Origin of the sequence: Polaribacter sp. Asnod6-C07 (assembly GCF_045063625.1) — a bacterium.
GTDB classification, from domain to species: domain Bacteria; phylum Bacteroidota; class Bacteroidia; order Flavobacteriales; family Flavobacteriaceae; genus Polaribacter; species Polaribacter vadi_A.
Window position 1 is genome coordinate 2736530 of sequence record NZ_JBEFOF010000005.1, and the last position, 18138, is coordinate 2754667.

At 28.1% G+C, this 18138-nt stretch carries 19 protein-coding genes and 2 tRNA genes; 6 read left to right on the forward strand and 15 right to left on the reverse strand.

All coding sequences use genetic code 11. The annotated features are described in order from the left end of the window. Positions 1–58: 58 nt before the first annotated feature. Together ACJJVK_RS11780 and ACJJVK_RS11785 are read right to left on the reverse strand one after the other, a co-directional pair. Positions 59–142 (reverse strand) — tRNA-Leu (locus tag ACJJVK_RS11780). 50 nt (positions 143–192) lie between these two features. Beyond that, positions 193–265 (reverse strand) — tRNA-Lys (locus ACJJVK_RS11785). A 94-nt stretch (positions 266–359) separates the two neighbouring features. On the opposite strand from ACJJVK_RS11785, the gene ACJJVK_RS11790 reads away from it, so the two are divergent. Then, positions 360–875 carry a shikimate kinase gene (locus ACJJVK_RS11790; RefSeq protein ID WP_405566179.1) on the forward strand — a complete coding sequence of 172 codons (516 nt, stop codon included), beginning with the start codon at positions 360–362 and terminating at the stop codon, positions 873–875. Here ACJJVK_RS11790 and ACJJVK_RS11795 read toward each other — a convergent pair. Together ACJJVK_RS11795 and ACJJVK_RS11800 are read right to left on the reverse strand one after the other, a co-directional pair. Continuing rightward, on the reverse strand, positions 867–1370 hold the full coding sequence (locus ACJJVK_RS11795) for a phosphoribosyltransferase family protein (RefSeq protein WP_215995021.1): 504 nt from the start codon (positions 1368–1370) through the stop codon (positions 867–869). The two genes, ACJJVK_RS11790 and ACJJVK_RS11795, sit on opposite strands and share 9 nt — an antisense overlap. Continuing rightward, on the reverse strand, positions 1367–1747 hold the full coding sequence (locus tag ACJJVK_RS11800; RefSeq protein WP_215995022.1) for an RNA-binding S4 domain-containing protein: 381 nt from the start codon (positions 1745–1747) through the stop codon (positions 1367–1369). The genes ACJJVK_RS11795 and ACJJVK_RS11800 overlap by 4 nt, the downstream gene beginning before the upstream one ends. A 79-nt stretch (positions 1748–1826) precedes the next feature. Here ACJJVK_RS11800 and ACJJVK_RS11805 point away from each other — a divergent pair, with 79 nt between their 5' ends. Next, positions 1827–2744, forward strand: coding sequence for an FKBP-type peptidyl-prolyl cis-trans isomerase (locus ACJJVK_RS11805; RefSeq protein ID WP_405566181.1), 918 nt, complete (start codon positions 1827–1829; stop codon positions 2742–2744). Positions 2745–2824: 80 nt separating this feature from the next. On the opposite strand, the gene ACJJVK_RS11810 is transcribed toward ACJJVK_RS11805, so the two are convergent. From ACJJVK_RS11810 to msrB, 4 genes are all read right to left on the reverse strand, one after another. Beyond that, positions 2825–3700, reverse strand: coding sequence for a bifunctional 5,10-methylenetetrahydrofolate dehydrogenase/5,10-methenyltetrahydrofolate cyclohydrolase (locus tag ACJJVK_RS11810; protein ID WP_215995024.1), 876 nt, complete (start codon positions 3698–3700; stop codon positions 2825–2827). Continuing rightward, entirely contained in the window at positions 3697–5115 is a 1419-nt protein-coding gene (locus ACJJVK_RS11815) for a hypothetical protein (RefSeq protein WP_215995025.1), read from the reverse strand. The genes ACJJVK_RS11810 and ACJJVK_RS11815 overlap by 4 nt, the downstream gene beginning before the upstream one ends. Before the next feature lie 50 nt (positions 5116–5165). Beyond that, complete coding sequence (gene ffh, locus ACJJVK_RS11820) at positions 5166–6494, reverse strand: signal recognition particle protein (protein WP_215995026.1); 1329 nt, start codon at positions 6492–6494, stop codon at positions 5166–5168. A 546-nt stretch (positions 6495–7040) separates the two neighbouring features. Beyond that, entirely contained in the window at positions 7041–7529 is a 489-nt protein-coding gene (gene msrB, locus ACJJVK_RS11825; RefSeq protein WP_405566183.1) for a peptide-methionine (R)-S-oxide reductase MsrB, read from the reverse strand. Positions 7530–7726: 197 nt separating this feature from the next. Between msrB and ACJJVK_RS11830 the strand changes: the two genes are divergently transcribed. Continuing rightward, a complete protein-coding gene (locus tag ACJJVK_RS11830; protein WP_405566184.1) occupies positions 7727–8542 on the forward strand; it encodes a M48 family metallopeptidase in 816 nt (271 codons plus the stop codon). A 98-nt stretch (positions 8543–8640) separates the two neighbouring features. Continuing rightward, on the forward strand, positions 8641–9936 hold the full coding sequence (locus ACJJVK_RS11835; RefSeq protein WP_405566186.1) for an MFS transporter: 1296 nt from the start codon (positions 8641–8643) through the stop codon (positions 9934–9936). A gap of 51 nt (positions 9937–9987) precedes the next feature. On the opposite strand, the gene ACJJVK_RS11840 is transcribed toward ACJJVK_RS11835, so the two are convergent. The 7 genes from ACJJVK_RS11840 to ACJJVK_RS11870 form a co-directional block, all read right to left on the reverse strand. After that, positions 9988–10539 (reverse strand): type 1 periplasmic binding fold superfamily protein, encoded by a 552-nt coding sequence (locus tag ACJJVK_RS11840; protein WP_405566188.1) that lies wholly within the window; start codon positions 10537–10539, stop codon positions 9988–9990. 35 nt (positions 10540–10574) lie between these two features. Then, on the reverse strand, positions 10575–12980 hold the full coding sequence (locus ACJJVK_RS11845; RefSeq protein WP_405566190.1) for a TonB-dependent receptor: 2406 nt from the start codon (positions 12978–12980) through the stop codon (positions 10575–10577). A 36-nt stretch (positions 12981–13016) separates the two neighbouring features. Continuing rightward, complete coding sequence (locus ACJJVK_RS11850) at positions 13017–13295, reverse strand: hypothetical protein (protein ID WP_405566191.1); 279 nt, start codon at positions 13293–13295, stop codon at positions 13017–13019. A gap of 37 nt (positions 13296–13332) precedes the next feature. Then, entirely contained in the window at positions 13333–14103 is a 771-nt protein-coding gene (locus ACJJVK_RS11855) for a TerC family protein (RefSeq protein ID WP_215995033.1), read from the reverse strand. Then, entirely contained in the window at positions 14104–14544 is a 441-nt protein-coding gene (locus ACJJVK_RS11860) for a hypothetical protein (protein WP_405566193.1), read from the reverse strand. A gap of 8 nt (positions 14545–14552) precedes the next feature. Further along, the gene (gene purB, locus ACJJVK_RS11865; protein ID WP_405566195.1) at positions 14553–15896 is read right to left on the reverse strand and encodes an adenylosuccinate lyase; all 1344 of its coding nucleotides are present in this window, start codon (positions 15894–15896) and stop codon (positions 14553–14555) included. Between the two features lie 188 nt (positions 15897–16084). Continuing rightward, positions 16085–16666, reverse strand: a complete 582-nt coding sequence (locus ACJJVK_RS11870) for an adenylosuccinate lyase (RefSeq protein WP_405566197.1) — start codon at positions 16664–16666, stop codon at positions 16085–16087. 41 nt (positions 16667–16707) lie between these two features. Between ACJJVK_RS11870 and ACJJVK_RS11875 the strand changes: the two genes are divergently transcribed. Together ACJJVK_RS11875 and ACJJVK_RS11880 are read left to right on the forward strand one after the other, a co-directional pair. Beyond that, on the forward strand, positions 16708–17424 hold the full coding sequence (locus ACJJVK_RS11875; protein WP_405566198.1) for a toxin-antitoxin system YwqK family antitoxin: 717 nt from the start codon (positions 16708–16710) through the stop codon (positions 17422–17424). A 2-nt stretch (positions 17425–17426) separates the two neighbouring features. Continuing rightward, positions 17427–18137 carry a hypothetical protein gene (locus ACJJVK_RS11880; RefSeq protein ID WP_405566200.1) on the forward strand — a complete coding sequence of 237 codons (711 nt, stop codon included), beginning with the start codon at positions 17427–17429 and terminating at the stop codon, positions 18135–18137. The last annotated feature ends 1 nt before the right edge of the window (position 18138 follow it).

Here is an 18138-nt window from a genome sequence, read left to right on the forward strand (position 1 = left end):
ATAAAAGTGATTAGAATGGTTAATATTTTGTGAAGATGTAAAATATTTCAATAAAAAGTGCGCACGAGAAGATTCGAACTTCCACTTTCTTGCGAAAACAGCCCCCTCAAGGCTGCGCGTCTACCAATTTCGCCACGTGCGCTAAATTTAAAAATAAAAAAAAGTTAAGCATTGGCTTAACTTTTTTTTCTGTGACCGGGCTGGGGCTCGAACCCAGGACCCTCTCCTTAAAAGGGAGATGCTCTACCAACTGAGCTACCAGGTCAAAAATTTTACGAGGTGCAAATATACTATCAATCATTTAAATCTGAAACATAAAATTGAAGAAATTTTTCGATATTTGCTAAAAATATAAATAAATGAAAATAGTTTTATTAGGTTATATGGCTTCTGGAAAATCTAGTATTGGTAAAAAGCTTTCTAAAAGTTTAGAAATGAGTTTTATAGATCTAGATGATTATATTATCGAAAAAGAAAACAAAACTATATCAGAAATTTTTAAAGAGAAAGGAGAAATCTATTTTAGATTGATTGAAACCAAATATTTGAAAGAAATCTTATCTAAAGATGGTAATTTTATACTTTCTTTAGGTGGAGGAACACCTTGTTATGCAAATAATATGGAAATTGTTAATGATGGAGAAACAAAATCTATCTATTTACAAGGGAGTGTGCCAACAATGGTAGAAAGATTAATAAGAAAAAAAGCAAAAAGACCTTTAATTGCTTCTTTAGGTGATGATAAAATTCCTGAATTTGTAGCAAAACATCTTTTTGAAAGACGTCCTTATTACGAAAAAGCAAAAATGACAATTAAAATTGATAACAAAAAGAAAAGCGAAGTAGCAGAAGAGTTATTTAAACTGTTAAACTAAATATGCTTTAGAATCGTTCTCTAAAAAGTCAATTTGTATATGTTCTTTTATTGATGTTGATAAAGAAATTCCTTTAAAATCTGCTTTTACAGGGTATTTTTTATGATTTCTATTTACCAAAACAGCTGTTTTAAATCTTTTTAGAGGTACATCTAAAAAATGTTTTACACCATAAATTAAGGTAGTCCCAGAGTTTAAAACATCATCAACTAAAACTAAAGATTTATTCTTGTAATCATCAACATTTAAAGTAGTGGTAATAGGTTCTAATGGTTTTTTCTTATTAATTGTTACCTTACAAATACTTATTTTAAGTGTAGCAATTTCGTTTAAAATTTCAACTAATTTTTCAGCAAAAACATATCCATTACCAATAATACCGGCAATAATCACTTCTTTTTCGTTACTATTACTTTCGTAAATTTGATAAGCAATTCTTCTAATTTTTTGATTTATTTGAACTGTATCTAATATAATATTTCCTTCTGTTATCATAAGTTTTCTGTAGTATCTTCTGTATATCCCTCAATATCCCTTCTATCTTTTTTTGTAGGTCTTCCAGTACCTTTTTTACGATAATAATCTTTAGCGTATTTTAAAAGTTCATTTTTTTGAAACTCTTCTTTAGGTGTAATATCTTTTCTGTACAAATCTGCTAATTTTGCACCAACACGACTTTCTGGTAAATCTAAAACTTTTATTTGATAATTAATTTGATTTTTTCTAACTAAAATCAATTCATTACCAAACACCTCTTTAGAAGGTTTTACATTTTTATTATCAATCTTAACTTGCCCTTTTTTACAAGCATTAGTAGCTATACTTCTAGTTTTAAAAGTACGTATACACCATAAGTATTTATCAATTCTCATAAAAACAGTTAAAATACATAATTTGTCTTTTTACAAAGGTATAAAAATGGTAAATTGCGCCCACAAAATTTATGATTAAATGAGTAAAATAAAAAACGCACTTGTTATAATAATTTTATCTACTATTATTTATGCTTGTAATGATGACAATTTTTTTACGAATCCTTTTGATGATGTAGATCATGAAGCATTAGCAATTTCTGATAATGATTCTTTAGTTAAGTTTTTGACTAATCATTATTACGATTTTAGTTTAGATTCAGTTAAAGCGATTACTGCTAGCGAAACTGCATTAATAAACGATACTAATTTAAAAACTTTACCTGTTACAGAAAACGATATTGATTATAATTTATACGTTTATGTTACTAGAACTGGAGATCCAAGCCCAGATGCAGATAAAGGAAACCCAACAAAAGTAGATTCTGTTTTTGTAAAATATTCTGGTAAAACAATTTCTGGCACTACATTTAGCGAATCAGATTTTGATAGTAATACAACAGGTCTTTGGCTTAGTTTATTGTCTACAGTAAGAGGTTGGTCTCATGGTTTTCAGTATTTTAAAGGTGGTTCTTTAAAGAAAGATCCAGATACAGGAGGTGCTTTTAATGGCCCAATAACTTATTTAAATGGAGGTAAAGGTGTTTTATTTATACCTTCAGGTTTAGCATATCCATCATCTTTAACTGCAAATCAAACTAATTCTTTAGTAGATACAAATTTACTTTTTTATATAGATTTATTAGATTTAGTACCAGATACAGACCATGATAATGATAATGTAAGTACAATTTCTGAAGATATAGATGGTGATGGTGATTTATCTAATGATGATACAGATGAAAATGGTTTGCCTAATTATTTAGATACAGATGATGATGGAGATGGAGTTTTAACGAAAGACGAAGATGCTAATAATGATGGAGATCCAACAAATGATTTTAGTGATCCTGATAATCCTACATTACCAGATTATTTAAATCCTGATATTGTTTAATAACAACAATTTAAAATATAAAAAAACTCTTTCTAATTTAGAAAGAGTTTTTTTGTAAAATATATTGTCTAAAATAGTTTTTAGTTTTTTCTTTTACACGCTAATAAAGTGTTTTTAAGAAGCATAGCAATTGTCATTGGGCCAACACCACCAGGTACTGGAGTAATAAAATTTGATTTTTCTGACACTTCTTTAAAAGCAACGTCACCTACTAATCTAAAGCCACTTTTTTTACTAGGATCTGCTAATCTTGTAATACCAACATCTATTACAGTTACATTATCTTTAACCATATCAGCTTTTAAAAACTCAGGAATACCAATAGCAGCTATAACAATATCTGCTTGTAAAGTAATTTCTTTTAGGTTTTTAGTTCTACTATGACACATAGTTACTGTTGCATTACCTACTTTTCTTTTTTGTGATAATAGAATACTCATTGGACTACCAACAATATGACTTCTACCCAGAACAACAACGTGTTTACCAGAAGTTTCTACATTATATCTGTCTAGCAATTCTAAAATTCCGAAAGGAGTAGCAGAAATAAAAGTTGGTAAATTAAGTGCCATTTTTCCAACATTAGTTGGATGAAATCCGTCTACATCTTTATCAGGATGAACAGCCATTAAAACTTTTTGTTCATTTATGTGTTTTGGTAAAGGCAACTGTACAATAAAACCATCAATATCATTATCAATATTTAAAATGGCAATTTCATTTAATAATTCTTCTTCTGAAATATCTTCAGAAAGTCTTATTAAAGTAGATTCAAAACCAACTCTTTCGCAAGCTTTAACTTTTGCATTAACATAAGTTACACTTGCACCATCATTACCCACAATAATTGCAGCTAAATGTGGAGTTTTATACTCGTTATTTTTTAAACCTCTAACTTCTAAAGCAATTTCTTCTTTAATGTCAGCTGATGTCTTTTTTCCGTCTAATAAAATCATTGTTCTTTTAAAATATAAATATTGGTAGCGATGTTAAAATTATTGAATTCTTTTAATATAATATAATCATTTTTTAAACTTTTTAATTCATCATCAGATAAATTAAAAACTGTAGCGTAAAAAACATATTTATTTTTTCCATTAAATTTTTGAAAAGATCTTTTATCACCTTTAAAATCAATATAATCTAATGTATTATAATTAGGGAAAAAACTAGCAACTTCTTCTATATTGATTTTTTCTTGATTTAAGTAATCTATAGTTTTTAAACGCAAAGAATGGTAAGGTATATGTGCTAAAGAAGCATCCCAGCCTTGAGAAATTTCTTTTGGATAAATCCATAAATTACCAGTTATAAGACCTATAAAAAGTAACGAATAAATTATTTTCTTTTTTATATAATGGTCATTTAAAATTTTAAATGAAAATACAATAAACAGAATATAAGAAGCTATAAAATAACGATGACCAAAAGTGTTTGTAGAAATCAGTGAAACTAAAATTATAAAAAACACAGAAGAAATAGCTAATAAAAGTAGTTGTTTATTTTCTATATGTTTTATTATTTTTTTACCAAAAAGGAAAAAAGAAATAATTAGAAACATAAAAATAAAAATTCTTCCAAAATCTGAGTATCTGTGAACAAAGAAAAAGCAGTTTTTAAGAAACCCTTTAAAATCTACATACTTCCATAAACTAGACCAAGGAGATTCTGGATGTGTTTGTAACCAACCTTTTGTAATTAATCTCCAAATCACAAAAGAAATACCAGACAAACTACCTAAAAAATAAATGGCTAGAAATTTAAAGTTAAGTATAGAGTTAATTTTCTTTTTTTCAAGATATAAATTATTTAAGATTTCAAAAAGAAATATCCCTGCTACTAACAACATACTTCTGTATGATATTATGCTTAAAAAAAGTAATCCTATTACCTTGAGAAAAATATTCTTATAAAGAATTGAGTTTATCACCAGGAAAAAGAAAAATAGAATTATAATTTCTGGATTTACGATAACAAATGTAGTAGCTAAAGTTGGTTCTGCAATTATTAGAATAAATAAATAGAAATGCTTTTTGGTATCTTTAATAAAATAGGATATAAATTTACTAATTTGAAAAAAGAATCCTATTGTAAATGGTATTATTAATAGGTGAGAAACCCATAATTGATGGCCAAAAATTCTCCAAAAAATAGCTAATAGAAAACCTAAAAAGGGTGGGTGACCAGGATCAAAACCTATTGGTATGTTCCAGTTAAAAATGGAGTTTTCATATAAGTGATTTCCCATTTTAGAAGCAAACAAAACATTATCCCAAAACATTCCGTTTTTATAGGATAATATAAAAATTAGTACACCAAGAGAAATAAAAAAAAGAGCTCTTTTAAATCCTGACTTAAAAAATGTTTGCAAAAAACTATACATTTAATAATTAAAAAAAGCTGCAAAATTGCAGCTTAAATTTATTTCATTCCTTTCATCATTTGCATCATCTTTCTACTACCTCCACCTTGCATCATTTTCATCATCTTACTCATTTGATTAAACTGCTTCATTAACTGATTTACTTCTTGTATCGAAGTTCCAGAACCTTTTGCAATTCGTTTTTTTCTACTTGAGTTTATAGTTGTTGGCGTGCTTCTTTCTAAAGGAGTCATTGAATGAATTATCGCTTCAATACCTTTAAAAGCATCATCATCTATATCAACATCTTTCATTGCTTTTCCAGCTCCAGGAATCATACCTACTAAATCTTTCATACTACCCATCTTTTTGATTTGCTGAATCTGACTTAAAAAGTCGTCGAAACCAAATTGATTTTTAGCAATCTTCTTTTGTAGTTTTCTTGCCTCTTCTTCGTCATATTGATCTTGTGCTCTTTCTACAAGAGAAATAACATCTCCCATACCCAAAATACGATCTGCCATTCTATCAGGATGAAAAACATCAATAGCTTCCATTTTTTCTCCTGTACCAATAAATTTAATTGGTTTATCAACCACAGATTTAATAGATAAAGCAGCACCACCTCTGGTATCACCATCTAATTTTGTAAGTACAACACCTTCAAAATTTAAAATATCATTAAATGCTTTTGCAGTATTTACAGCATCTTGCCCAGTCATAGAATCTACCACAAATAAAGTTTCTTGTGGGTTTACGGTTTTATGAATGTTAGAAATCTCTGTCATCATTTCTTGATCTACAGCCAAACGACCAGCAGTATCTATAATAACAACATTTTTACCATTTGCTTTGGCATGTTTTATAGCATTCTGAGAAATTTCGACAGGATTTTGATTACCAACTTCTGCATAAACTTCTACGCCAATTTGCTCACCTACAACTTGTAATTGATTTATAGCAGCAGGTCTGTAAACATCACAACCTACTAATAAAACTTGTTTAGATTTTTTTGTTTTAAGGTAATTTGCCAATTTTCCAGAAAAGGTAGTTTTACCAGAACCTTGTAAACCAGACATTAAAATTACAGTTGGGGATCCACCAAGGTTTACACCTACAGTTTCTCCTCCCATTAATTCAGTTAGTTCATCTTTAACTAACTTTACCATTAATTGCCCAGGATTTAATGTAGTTAATACATCTTGCCCAATGGCTTTTTGCTGAACTTTTTTGGTAAAATCTTTGGCAATCTTAAAGTTAACATCGGCATCTAAAAGGGCTCTTCTAACTTCTTTTAAAGTCTCTGCAACATTTATTTCTGTAATTTGCCCATGACCTTTTAAGGTGTGTAAAGCTTTATCTAATTTATCACTTAAATTATTGAACATAATTTGTATTCATTTTTTTCGAAACACAAATATAAATATAACTACTCTCTTATAAAAAATTAAAAGACTTATTCTCTTTTTAAAAGTAAACTTATAAAAAAGTTAATGATGTGGATAAAAATAGAAACTAGAAAAACTACAAATGATAATATTAAAAAAAGGTTATTATAGTCTTCTATCCAACTTTTGTTATTTGAAAGGATTAATAGTGTTAAAGCTACTATTTGAAGAATAATATGAAGAATTGTAAGCCATTTTTTTGGTGTTTTTTTTAACCAAATTAAAGCAAAATAGTTAATAGAAATCATTACAAAAAAAATGGCACAAAATTGTAGAAAGTGACTAAAAGAAATTACAAAATAAGTGTCGTAAATTGGGAAGTCTAAAGCTAAATTATTTAGAAAAAAACTACTAATTAGGCTTAAAATAGCTAAACCTATAAAGAAAAAATATGGTTTTGAAATCATTTATAATATTGTTTCTATAATTTTTAGTCAATGTTTTTTTTTGAAAATCAATTTCTTAAACTTTCGCCTAATAAAAATACTATAATTTATCTTTTTCAACAAATTCTAAAGCTGCTCCATTTATACAATGACGTTTTCCTGTAGTTTTACTTGGGCCATCATTAAAAGAATGCCCTAAATGACCACCACAAGTATTGCATTTTAGTTCAGTTCTTGCGTAGCCAATTTTATAATCTACATCTAATTCTACATTTTCTTTTATGGCTCTATCAAAAGAAGGCCATCCAGAACCAGAATCATATTTATGCTCTGATTTATAAAGAGGTGTTTTACAAGCAGCACAAATAAATGTACCATCTTTATGGTTGTTGTTTAAAGGGCTTGTAAATGCTCTTTCTGTACCAGCTTCTCGTAAAACATAATATGCTAAAGGAGAAAGCTGTGCTTTCCATTCAGCATTTGTTTTTTCTATTTTATATGTTTTATTTTTTTCTTTTGGTGTGTTTTGGGCATTACCAGTACAACTAAACATCAATATTAATATAAAAAGACTTGCTATTTTTTTCATACATATAAATTTAATCAACAATCATTTATGAGTGTTTTTCTATAAAATTGGACGAATTATTATGTAATATCTTACAATAAAATTAAAAACAATTTTTCAGTTTTAAATAGAATACTTAATTTTAAGGAAATAAATTCTTATAATAGTGACTAATTTTTAGCAAAAGTGTCATAATTAAAGAACCAAAAAGTATAAAAATGAAAAAAATAATAGTATTAGTAATCACAATTTTCCTTTTTTCTGAATGTAGTACAGTGCCAATTACTGGTAGAAAAAGAGTAAACTTTGTGAGTGATTCGCAAGTTTTACCTGCAAGTTTTGCACAATATAGTAGTTTTTTAGAAGAGAATAAGTTGTCTACAAATAGAACAATGTCTAATCAAATAAAAGATGTTGGTAAAAATATTTCTGCAGCTGTAGATCGTTTTATGAGAGCAAATAATATGGTTTCTGAAGCAAATTCTTACAAATGGGAATTCAATTTAATAGAAGATAAAACTGTAAATGCTTGGTGTATGCCAGGAGGTAAAGTTGTTTTTTACACAGGTATAATGCCAATTTGTGATAATGAAAATGGAGTAGCAGCAGTTATGGGGCATGAGGTTGCACATGCATTTGCAAAACACGGTCAAGAAAGAATGTCTCAAGGGCAATTACAACAAATAGGTGGTTTAGCAGTTGCTTTAGGAACGTCTGGTAAAGATTCTGAAAGTCAGCAAATTTGGAATACTGCTTTTGGTATTGGTTCTGGATTAGGAATGTTAAAATTTAGTAGAGTACATGAACAAGAAGCAGATAGATTGGGTTTAGTCTTTATGCTAATGGCTGGTTATGATGGAACTGAAGCAGCTGAAGTTTGGGTTAGAATGAGTGAAAATTCTGGAGGAGGATCTACACCAGAAATTTTAAGTACACACCCATCTAATGCATCAAGAATTCAAGATCTTAGAACTTATTTACCAACTGCAAAAAAATATGCAGCTCAATATAATGCAAATGGAGTTGTAAAATAAAATAGAAACAAATAGATTTCCTATATTGTAACCGTTCAAAATTTAATTTTGAACGGTTTTTTTGTTTTAAATGAATACTAAACAGTAAAAGAAATTTTATGTTAAAAATAGGAGATAAAAAATTAATTAATGCTTGGGCTTTTTATGATTGGGCAAATTCAGTTTATTCTTTAGTGATAAGCACAGCTGTTTTTCCTTTGTATTATAGCGCAGTTACAGAAGGTAAAATAGTTACTTTTTTGGGTATGGAATGGGATCATCCAGATAGTTTGTACAGTTATGCTTTATCTTTTTCCTTTTTGGTAGTTGCAATAATTTCACCAATATTATCTGGTATTGCAGATTATACAGGTAGTAAGAAAAAGTTTATGAAGTTTTTCTGTTTTTTAGGTAGTTTATCTGTAATGAGTTTATATTTTTTTGATGGAATTGATACAGTTTGGATTGGTATTGTTTTTACCATTTTAGCAAGTATAGGTTTTTGGGCAAGTTTGGTTTTCTACAATGCTTATTTGCCAGAAGTTGCTCATCCAAATCAACAAGATAGAGCTAGTGCCAAAGGATTTATTTATGGTTATATTGGTTCTATAATCTTGCTAGTTATCAATTTAGTTATGATTCAAATGCCAGATTTATTTGGTATAGATTCAGGAATGGCTTCTCGAATTTCTTTTGTTATGGTAGGGTTATGGTGGCTAGGTTTTGCACAAGTTACTTTTAAACGCTTACCTAATGATTTGTACAATAAAAAACCGGAAAAAGATTATATCTGGAAAGGTTTTAAAGAGTTAAAAATTGTTGCTAAAGAAATAGTAAATTACCCTACTTTAAAAAAGTTTTTAATTGCTTTCTTTCTATTAAGTGTTGGTGTGCAAACTATTATTTTATTGGCTACTATTTTTGGATCTACAGAATTGGGTTTAGAAACAATCGATTTAATTATTACAGTATTATTAATACAAGTTGTGGCTATTTTAGGTGCATTTCTGTTTTCTAGATTGTCAGGAAAAAAAGGAAATTTTTACGCTTTAAAATTAACCATTGTTATATGGATGATTGTATGCTTTTGTGCTTTTTTATTGCATAAAGAATTACCTAATGTTTCTATTTATTTTTATGGATTAGGTGCAGTTTTAGGTTTGGTTTTAGGAGCTATACAATCTTTAACACGTTCTACTTATTCTAAATTATTACCAGATACAGAAGATCATGCCACTTATTTTAGTTTTTATGATGTTACAGAAAAAATTGCAATTGTATTAGGTACAGCTGTTTATGGTGTTCTATATGCCATTACAGATTCTATGCAATGGAGTGTTTTGTGTTTGGCTTTTTTCTTTTTAGCAGCTTTAATAATTTTAAGCACTTTAAAGAAAACAAAATATGTGCGATAAAAAAAAGTGCTGTAAAACAGCACTTTTTTTAAATATTTGTAAGTTCTTGTATTATTGAACAGAAATTGCAAAAGTAACTTCAACATCAGTGCTACCTCCTGCATTGTCAGCAGTACCATCATTTGGCTTTGTTGGTTCGTGCTTTAAAATAATTGTTAAAGTACCAATTCCAGTATCTCCTGTTGTAAGCGTAGTTTCAATTCCAATTGGGTTTCCATCACCATCTGTATCTGTTTTTGCAACAGAAACTCCTGTAATATTAGAAGAATAAAAGAATTCGTGCTCATCAGCTTCATCTTTAACTTCAACAGTAATATCTTCAGCAGGGTCTTCAGTTTCATTTAGTAATTCTATAGCTCCTGTGTAAGTAGTGTTTGCAGATAAACTTCCAGAAACAGAGTAAGTTCCATCAGAACCACCTTCACCATCTAAATCTACGAATGATAAGGTAACAACATCATTTCCATTAGTTAATGTGTAATTAACAGTTGTAATTAATTCTTCTTCATGATCGTGGTCATCATCATCATGATCGTCATCAGAACAGCTAGAAAGTGTTAAAGCTGAAATAAATAATATTGCTAATAATTTGATTGTTTTCATTGTTGTTGTTTTTGAATTTTTCATAATTGAGTGTTCTAGTATTTTATTTTTATTTTAAAATTAAAATTCCTACCTAATTCATCAGCAAAATATCTTAATCTGTTTAAGTGTTCTCTGTAAGAAACATCAAACAAGTTTTCGATATTAAATTCTAATTCTAAACTTCCTTTGTTAAATGCTTTAAAAACAGCAGAAGTGTTTAAAATGAATAATGAATAAGCAGGTGGTGTAGAGCTAATGTCTACAAATACATTTTCTTGCGCAATAGCATTAAATGTATAAAAATTGTAATCTGGGTATCGTTTTTGTTGTAAAACCGATTTATGTGTTAAACTAATTTTTAGTTTGTTTAACGCATTGTTTGTATAAGAAATACGATTACTAAAATTGGCAGCAGGCATATGAATTAAAGGGATGTCTTCAGAAGTATTATCACCTCTTAATAAGCTTAAACTTCCTTTATAATCGAACTTGCTGTTAATTTTCTTGTTTACATCTAAATCAACTCCAAAAATCTGTGCATTAATCTGGTTGTATTGCCAAACAGGAAATGCACCTCTAATTGTTGTTGTAATTCCTACAGGGATTAATTGAATATAATTACGAATATGTTTAAAATATGGGCTAACTGAAAATCCGAAATTATCTGAATTTTTCTCTAAAGAAATGGCAAATTTATTTGCAGTTTCTTTTTCCATAGTTAATAAACCTATTTCTATTCTAGCAGCACTATGATGCAAACCATCACTAAATAATTCTGATGGATTTGGCACTCTTGAGGCTAAACCATAATTCACTAATAAAGACATATTATTTTCAAATTGTTTAGATAAACCTAAACTTGCAGAAATATTGTGGTATGAAAAATTTGGATTAGTTGGAATGTCTGTTCCATCAACTTCACCAGCTTCAAATTCAGGGAATAATTCGTCGTAGTTATACGTTTCGCGCCAATCTGTAACATTATATTCTTTTTGGGCATCTATTCTAGAAAAATCATAACGAACTCCTGCACTTAATTCAGTAGACTCGTTTATTTCATAATTTCCTATTACATAAGTACCAAAATCATATTTGTCATAATCAGGAATTAAAGGACTTGTACCTGTGCCTGAAACAGCATCATTTTGCTGATAACGTGCTAAAATACCAGTATTAATTTTTAAAATATCTGAATAATCTATTTGTAAATCTGTTTGTAAACTATTTGTAAATAATCTTAAATCTATTACAGGAGTATTACTTAAATCTCCTCTTCGTAAATCAAATTCTTTACGTCTATTAATTTGAAAATCGTATTGAACAGTTAATTTTCCAAAACCTTTAAAACGTTTATATGCTTCTATTTTTCCTAAATGATGTAAAATAGATTGTTTTGGAAAAGTAATTTCATAAGAAAAGTCTTCAATAACTCTTGGTTCTTGGCTGTTTATAGCATTTACTAAATCATTTACATTACCAATATGCGACGATTGTAAAATGGCAAATTCATTATTTACATAACTATAATAAGCGTCAAAACCTTTTTCGAAACTATTGTAACCAAATCTAAACGATGCGTTCTTGCTAATGGTTCCACTATTTGTAAGGTAATAATCAGGGGCTTTAAAATCTCCAAATTGTTTGTAATTCATCTGTATTTTTCCATAAAAACCAGATTTATAAGTTTTAACAATTTCTGAATTTATATTACCACCTAAGCCATTAGAATTAAATGAAACTAAAGTGCTCCCAAAAAGGCTATCTTTAATAGCATATTTTTTAGGTTTAATTAATATCATACCACCAATAGCATCACTACCATACTTTAACGTATTTGCACCTTTTATAACTTCTATGCTGTTATTAGCATTAATATCTATATTTGGAGCGTGTTCATCTCCCCATTCTTGGTCAAACATTCTTACATTATTGTTAATAATTAAGAGTCTGCTACTATGTAAACCATGTATCATTGGTTTAACAATAGTGTTACCAGTGTTTAATGAAGATACTCCACTTACGTTTTTTAAAGCATCACCTAAAGACTTATCAGAATAACCTTCTAATACATTTTTTTTGATAGATTGTTCAATACTAGTAGCTTCTGTCTTAAAATTTGTTTTTACAACTACCTCATTTAGTTCTTCTAGATGATGCTCTAACAAAATTTCTTTGTATAAATTTTGATTGATGGTAATTGTTGAATTTTTAGTTTCACAAGCTATGTGTTGTACTTCAATTACCAATTCTCCTTTACATAAATCTTTAAATTCAAACTCACCTTTTTGATTTGTAGATGTGTATTTGTTTAAATTTTTAATTTGAACAGATGCACCATAAATAGGTGTATTGTTGTGAAAATCAATAATTTTTCCCTTAAAAGTATATGTACAGTCTTGTGCTATTACATTTGTGGTAAAGCAAATAGCAATAACACAATAACAAAATAATTTTATCATTGTTTATTCTTAAAATTTAAATTAATAGCGTTTAATTTAAATAGATAAAGGTGGCCCTCTTAAAGAAAATGATAATTGATGATGATTTTTTAAGTAATAATATTTTTCGCTATTATTATCTAGAATAACAACTTTTGAAAGAATCTGAGGTGTATCTAAATATAATAAAGCACTACTATGCTTCATTAAATGTAGTTTACAATCAATATCTTTTTTATGAACATGTTGTTCAACTTTAGAATTACAAACAGCATGTTCGTGATTCATAAAATCGTGCAATGAATCAACAGCTATTGGTAATAAGAATATTACCAATAAAAAAATACCTATATGTTTTTTTATTTGCTTGATATTAATTGTTCTTTTTACGTGCTTTTAAATTTAACATTTCTACACCTAATGAAAAAGCGATCGCAAAGTACAAATAACCTTTAGGAATAGCACCTACAGTTCTGTTAAAAAATATAGTATGCGATAAATGTGCACCTTCTGTAATTAGCATAAACCCAATTAATATAAGAAAAGATAGTGCTAACATTTGAATTGTTGGATTTCTATTAACAAATTTATTAATAGGTTGCGAAAATAGCATCATAATAATAATTGAAATAATAACAGCAATTATCATAATAATTAATGCGCCATTTATTCCGTTTGTCATACCAACAGCTGTAAGAATACTATCAAAAGAAAAAACGATATCGATTAAAATAATTTGAAAAATTACACTTTTAAAAGAAACTACTTTTGGTGATTTTAGTACTTGTTCTTCATTAGTGTGTTCTACTTTTTCTCTTATTTCTTTAGTGCTTTTGTAAAGTAAAAAAATACCTCCTAAAAATAAAATTATACTTTGACCTGTTAAACCAGTTTTAAACCAGCCAAGATCTACAGTATAAAAAGGGTCTTTTAAAGCAATTAAATAAGATACACTAAAAAGCAATGCAATTCTGGTAATCATGGCTAATGCTAAACCCAATAGAGTTGCTTTTTTAACTTGATTTTCTGGTAATTTATTAGCGGAAATAGAAATAAATATAATGTTATCTATACCTAAAACAATTTCTAAAAAAGTTAATGTTAGCAAAGAAACCCAAGTTTCAGCAAGTAAAAAGATTTCCATTTATTTAACTTTAATTACAGTACCTGTTTTTTTAAATTTAGAAAAACCAATTTTTACAGTAAAATCGTAAGAATTTTCTCTAAACTTATTAATTTGAATAAACATTGGGTCTTCTTGTAAACTGTTTTTTGGGTTGATGTACTTTAAAGTATAAAAGAAATTATTTTTCCATTTTATAGATAAAGTATCAACCTGGTCTCCATATTTACTAATCTGAATGCTATCTTTTCTGATAATGGTTTCTTTTACAAAATCTTTACCAGCAGGAATTTCGAAAACCCCTTCTTTAAATCGATTTGAACTGTCTTTAACTGTAGGTTTACAGGATAGAAAAAACACAGATGCAAGAATAAAGAGAAAAGAGAACAATCCTTTTTTAACTTTTAACTTAAAGAAGTTTAAACTACTAACAACTATTTTCTTATTACTTTTTTCTTGCATTATAAAATTTATATACCTGTATAATTAGATGGTGTAATTGCTTTTAATTCTACTTTAATTTCATCAGAAACCTCTAAAGTATCTATAAAATTAGCAATTGAATTTTGGTTGATTTTTGCATTAGTTCTGGTTAATCCTTTTAAGGCTTCATAAGGATTTGGATAAGCTTCACGTCTTAAAATCGTTTGAATAGCTTCTGCAACAACAGCCCAATTATTTTCTAAATCTTGTTCAAACTTTTCTTTGTTTAACAATAATTTATTTAAACCTTTTAAGGTAGATGTAAACGCAATAATTGTATGCCCAAATGGTACACCAACATTTCTTAAAACAGTACTATCTGTTAAATCTCTTTGTAAACGAGAAATTGGTAATTTTGCAGATAAGTGTTCAAAAATAGCATTTGCAATTCCTAAGTTTCCTTCAGAATTTTCAAAATCTATAGGGTTTACTTTGTGTGGCATTGCAGAAGAACCAACTTCACCTGCTTTAATTTTTTGCTTAAAATAATCCATAGAAACATAGGTCCAGAAATCTCTGTCTAAATCTATGATAATTGTGTTAATACGTTTTAAAGTATCAAACAAAGCTGCCATATGATCGTAATGTTCTATTTGTGTTGTTGGAAAAGAGTGTTGCAATCCTAATTTTTCTTGTACAAATTCACCTCCAAAAGCTTTCCAATCTATAGAAGGATAAGCAACTTTATGAGCGTTATAATTACCAGTAGCACCTCCAAATTTTGCTGCACTAGGTATATCATTTAATAAATTGAATTGTTCTTTTAAACGAACCACAAAAACATCAATCTCTTTTCCTAAACGAGTTGGAGAAGCAGGTTGTCCATGTGTTCTTGCCAACATAGAAATGTCTTTCCATTCAATTACTAATTCTTGTAATTTTTCTACAACTTCAAAATAATGAGGTACAAAAACATCGTTCATTGCTTCTTTAATAGATAAAGGAATTGCAGTGTTATTAATGTCTTGTGATGTTAATCCAAAATGGATAAATTCTTTATCTTTTTGTAAACCTAAAGCATCAAATTTTTCTTTAATAAAATACTCAACCGCTTTTACATCATGATTGGTAACTTTTTCAATGTCTTTAATTTTTTGAGCATCTTCAGTTGTAAAATCAGTATAAATTTTACGTAAATCAGAAAATAAATCTTGATTAAAATCAGCTAACTGTGGTAAAGGAATTTGGCATAATGCTATAAAATATTCAATTTCTACTCTAACTCTGTATTTTATTAAAGCTTCTTCAGAAAAATAATTAGCTAATTTTGATATTTTACCTCTGTAACGTCCATCAATAGGAGAGATGGCATTTAATTGTGATAATTCCATTTTTTAGTTCTGTTGTTAACTGCAAAAATACATATTTCATAAGTTTTAAAAATAAGATTTTTGATGTTTTTTAGAAGCTAATTATAATAATGATTCTTATAAATTGATAGTTTTAATATTGATGTAAATTCATTAATTTTAAATAAAAAAACAAAATTTAAAGATTTTTTTATGTGAAATTTCTAAACTTAATGTCTAGGTTTTTTATCAATCAAATTTAAAATAAATTTTCCACGTGCTTTGCAGCCTTTGCTTTCATGAATAATTTTAGTTTCTATTAAATGTTTTAATTCAGGATGTACCCAATCATTTTCTAATCCAAACAAGTATAAAGTATTCATTGTATACGCTCTAACTGCTATTTTTTGAGGAGTAATGAGCCAGTCAAAACCAGTTTCTATTATTTTATTTATATGGTTTTCAGTTAAACTGACTTTAATTTCATTTGTTGTTTTAGAATAATAAGCATTTGCCAAATGCTCACAAATTTTTGCACAAGGCCTTGTTGCGCTATCAAAAATTACATTGCTAATGTTTTTAGTAAACTCATCTAAATGAGGAATTATCCAATTTAAATGATGGTGTGTGCAAATCCATTCTAAAATCCAAGCTGCTTTTATTGATATTCTATCATCAACCTTAAAAGCGATTGTTACCAAATCTTTGAATAAATTTTGATTTTCTAACACTATATCAGCCACTCTTTGTCGGTTTTCCCTTTTAGGGTTTTCCATATTATTGAGTTGCTCTGTTAAAAAAATAATACTCATTTTTGTTTTGATTAATGTATATTTACTCTAAAATTTTTGGAATGCTAAATATAAAAAGATTGGGTTTTGTTTTTGTGTTTTTAACTTGTTTTTTTTCAAGTGAAACTATTAAAGCACAGAAAATTAATCAGTTTGATGCGAATAAGAAAAGAACTGGAATTTGGAAAAAATACCACCCAAACAAAAGAATTCGTTACACAGGTCAGTTTATTAACGGAAAAGAGGTAGGTGTTTTTAAGTTTTACGATATTACTGACTCTAGAAATCCAACAATTATTAAAACTTTTTCTGCTACAAGTGATTCTGTTGCTGTTTCTTTTTACTCAATAAATGGTGTTTTAAAAAGTAAGGGGATTTTTATTGGTAAAAAAAGAGTAGGAGTATGGAAATACTTTTTTGCTGATGGTAAATTAATGTCTGATGAGTTTTATGTTGATGGAAAATTAGATGGTAAATTGGTTAACTATTATCCGAATGGAAAACCAGCAGAAATATCAATTTATAAAGCAGGTTTAAAAAATGGATTATCTCAAAAATACACAAGCAAAGGTATTTTAATAGAGGAGTTAATGTACCAAAATAATAAACCTAATGGAGTTGCCAAATACTTTGAATTAACGGGTATTTTAAAAGAAAAAGGAGTTTATAAAGACGGAAAAAGATTTGGGAAATGGGAATTTTATTTGGATGGTGAAATGGCTTCTGATGAAGATAATAAAAAGAAAAAAACGTTTACCAAAACAAAAAAAAATAAATAGCTATGAAATGTTTTTTAACACTTACTTTAACAATTTTCTTTTTTTCTTGTAATGAAAAAAACACTCAAGAAGATGATAATATAGAGGGGCTTTGGCTTGTTAAAAAAGTAAATGTAGACAATAAAGATTTAACTCCTATTGCAAAATGGGTTCGTTTTAATGCTGATGGCTCTCAAGCTTCTGGCAATGGTTGGTTGCAACATTCTGTTGGGATTTATAACCTAAATATTGAAAACCAGTTAACAGTTACCAATACATTTGGGATAAAAGATGATGCAGAATCGTTTAAAGTAAATATTGATAAAAACAATATGACTTGGCAAAGAAAAGAAAATGATTTAGACATTATTATCAGCTTAGAAAAAACAGATAAATTACCAACATCAGAGGCAAATAAACTATTTGGTTTATGGAAATTTGATTCTATTATAAAAGATGGTAAAGAAGTATCAGAAAGTTTAAATCCATCAAAAAAAGGAATGCTTTTTTTAAGATGGGACAATACTTATGAACTTCGTAATTATCCTTTAGGCGAAAAATATGGAATGTTTAAAACACATAGCCATAAAGCACAAATAGATATGGTAAGTTATGCTAAAGAACCCATATTTCAATTTTATACTTTTAGTTTAGTTAATGATAAATTATTACTGAAAGCAACAAATAACGACACTGAAATAAAATTGACAAGAATCCATCAATTTTTACAATAAA

Excerpts from the sequence above, each read along its gene's own strand:
- purB (WP_405566195.1), bottom strand. The coding sequence starts at position 15,896 with ATGGAATTATCACAATTAAATGCCATCTCTCCTATTGATGGACGTTAC.
- ACJJVK_RS11790 (WP_405566179.1), top strand. The coding sequence starts at position 360 with ATGAAAATAGTTTTATTAGGTTATATGGCTTCTGGAAAATCTAGTATT.
- msrB (WP_405566183.1), bottom strand. The coding sequence starts at position 7,529 with ATGAAAAAAATAGCAAGTCTTTTTATATTAATATTGATGTTTAGTTGT.
- ACJJVK_RS11875 (WP_405566198.1), top strand. The coding sequence starts at position 16,708 with ATGCTAAATATAAAAAGATTGGGTTTTGTTTTTGTGTTTTTAACTTGT.
- ffh (WP_215995026.1), bottom strand. The coding sequence starts at position 6,494 with ATGTTCAATAATTTAAGTGATAAATTAGATAAAGCTTTACACACCTTA.
- ACJJVK_RS11810 (WP_215995024.1), bottom strand. The coding sequence starts at position 3,700 with ATGATTTTATTAGACGGAAAAAAGACATCAGCTGACATTAAAGAAGAA.
- ACJJVK_RS11880 (WP_405566200.1), top strand. The coding sequence starts at position 17,427 with ATGAAATGTTTTTTAACACTTACTTTAACAATTTTCTTTTTTTCTTGT.
- ACJJVK_RS11835 (WP_405566186.1), top strand. The coding sequence starts at position 8,641 with ATGTTAAAAATAGGAGATAAAAAATTAATTAATGCTTGGGCTTTTTAT.
- ACJJVK_RS11800 (WP_215995022.1), bottom strand. The coding sequence starts at position 1,747 with ATGAGAATTGATAAATACTTATGGTGTATACGTACTTTTAAAACTAGA.
- ACJJVK_RS11860 (WP_405566193.1), bottom strand. The coding sequence starts at position 14,544 with ATGCAAGAAAAAAGTAATAAGAAAATAGTTGTTAGTAGTTTAAACTTC.
- ACJJVK_RS11795 (WP_215995021.1), bottom strand. The coding sequence starts at position 1,370 with ATGATAACAGAAGGAAATATTATATTAGATACAGTTCAAATAAATCAA.
- ACJJVK_RS11845 (WP_405566190.1), bottom strand. The coding sequence starts at position 12,980 with ATGATAAAATTATTTTGTTATTGTGTTATTGCTATTTGCTTTACCACA.
- ACJJVK_RS11805 (WP_405566181.1), top strand. The coding sequence starts at position 1,827 with ATGAGTAAAATAAAAAACGCACTTGTTATAATAATTTTATCTACTATT.
- ACJJVK_RS11830 (WP_405566184.1), top strand. The coding sequence starts at position 7,727 with ATGAAAAAAATAATAGTATTAGTAATCACAATTTTCCTTTTTTCTGAA.
- ACJJVK_RS11840 (WP_405566188.1), bottom strand. The coding sequence starts at position 10,539 with ATGAAAACAATCAAATTATTAGCAATATTATTTATTTCAGCTTTAACA.
- ACJJVK_RS11855 (WP_215995033.1), bottom strand. The coding sequence starts at position 14,103 with ATGGAAATCTTTTTACTTGCTGAAACTTGGGTTTCTTTGCTAACATTA.
- ACJJVK_RS11870 (WP_405566197.1), bottom strand. The coding sequence starts at position 16,666 with ATGAGTATTATTTTTTTAACAGAGCAACTCAATAATATGGAAAACCCT.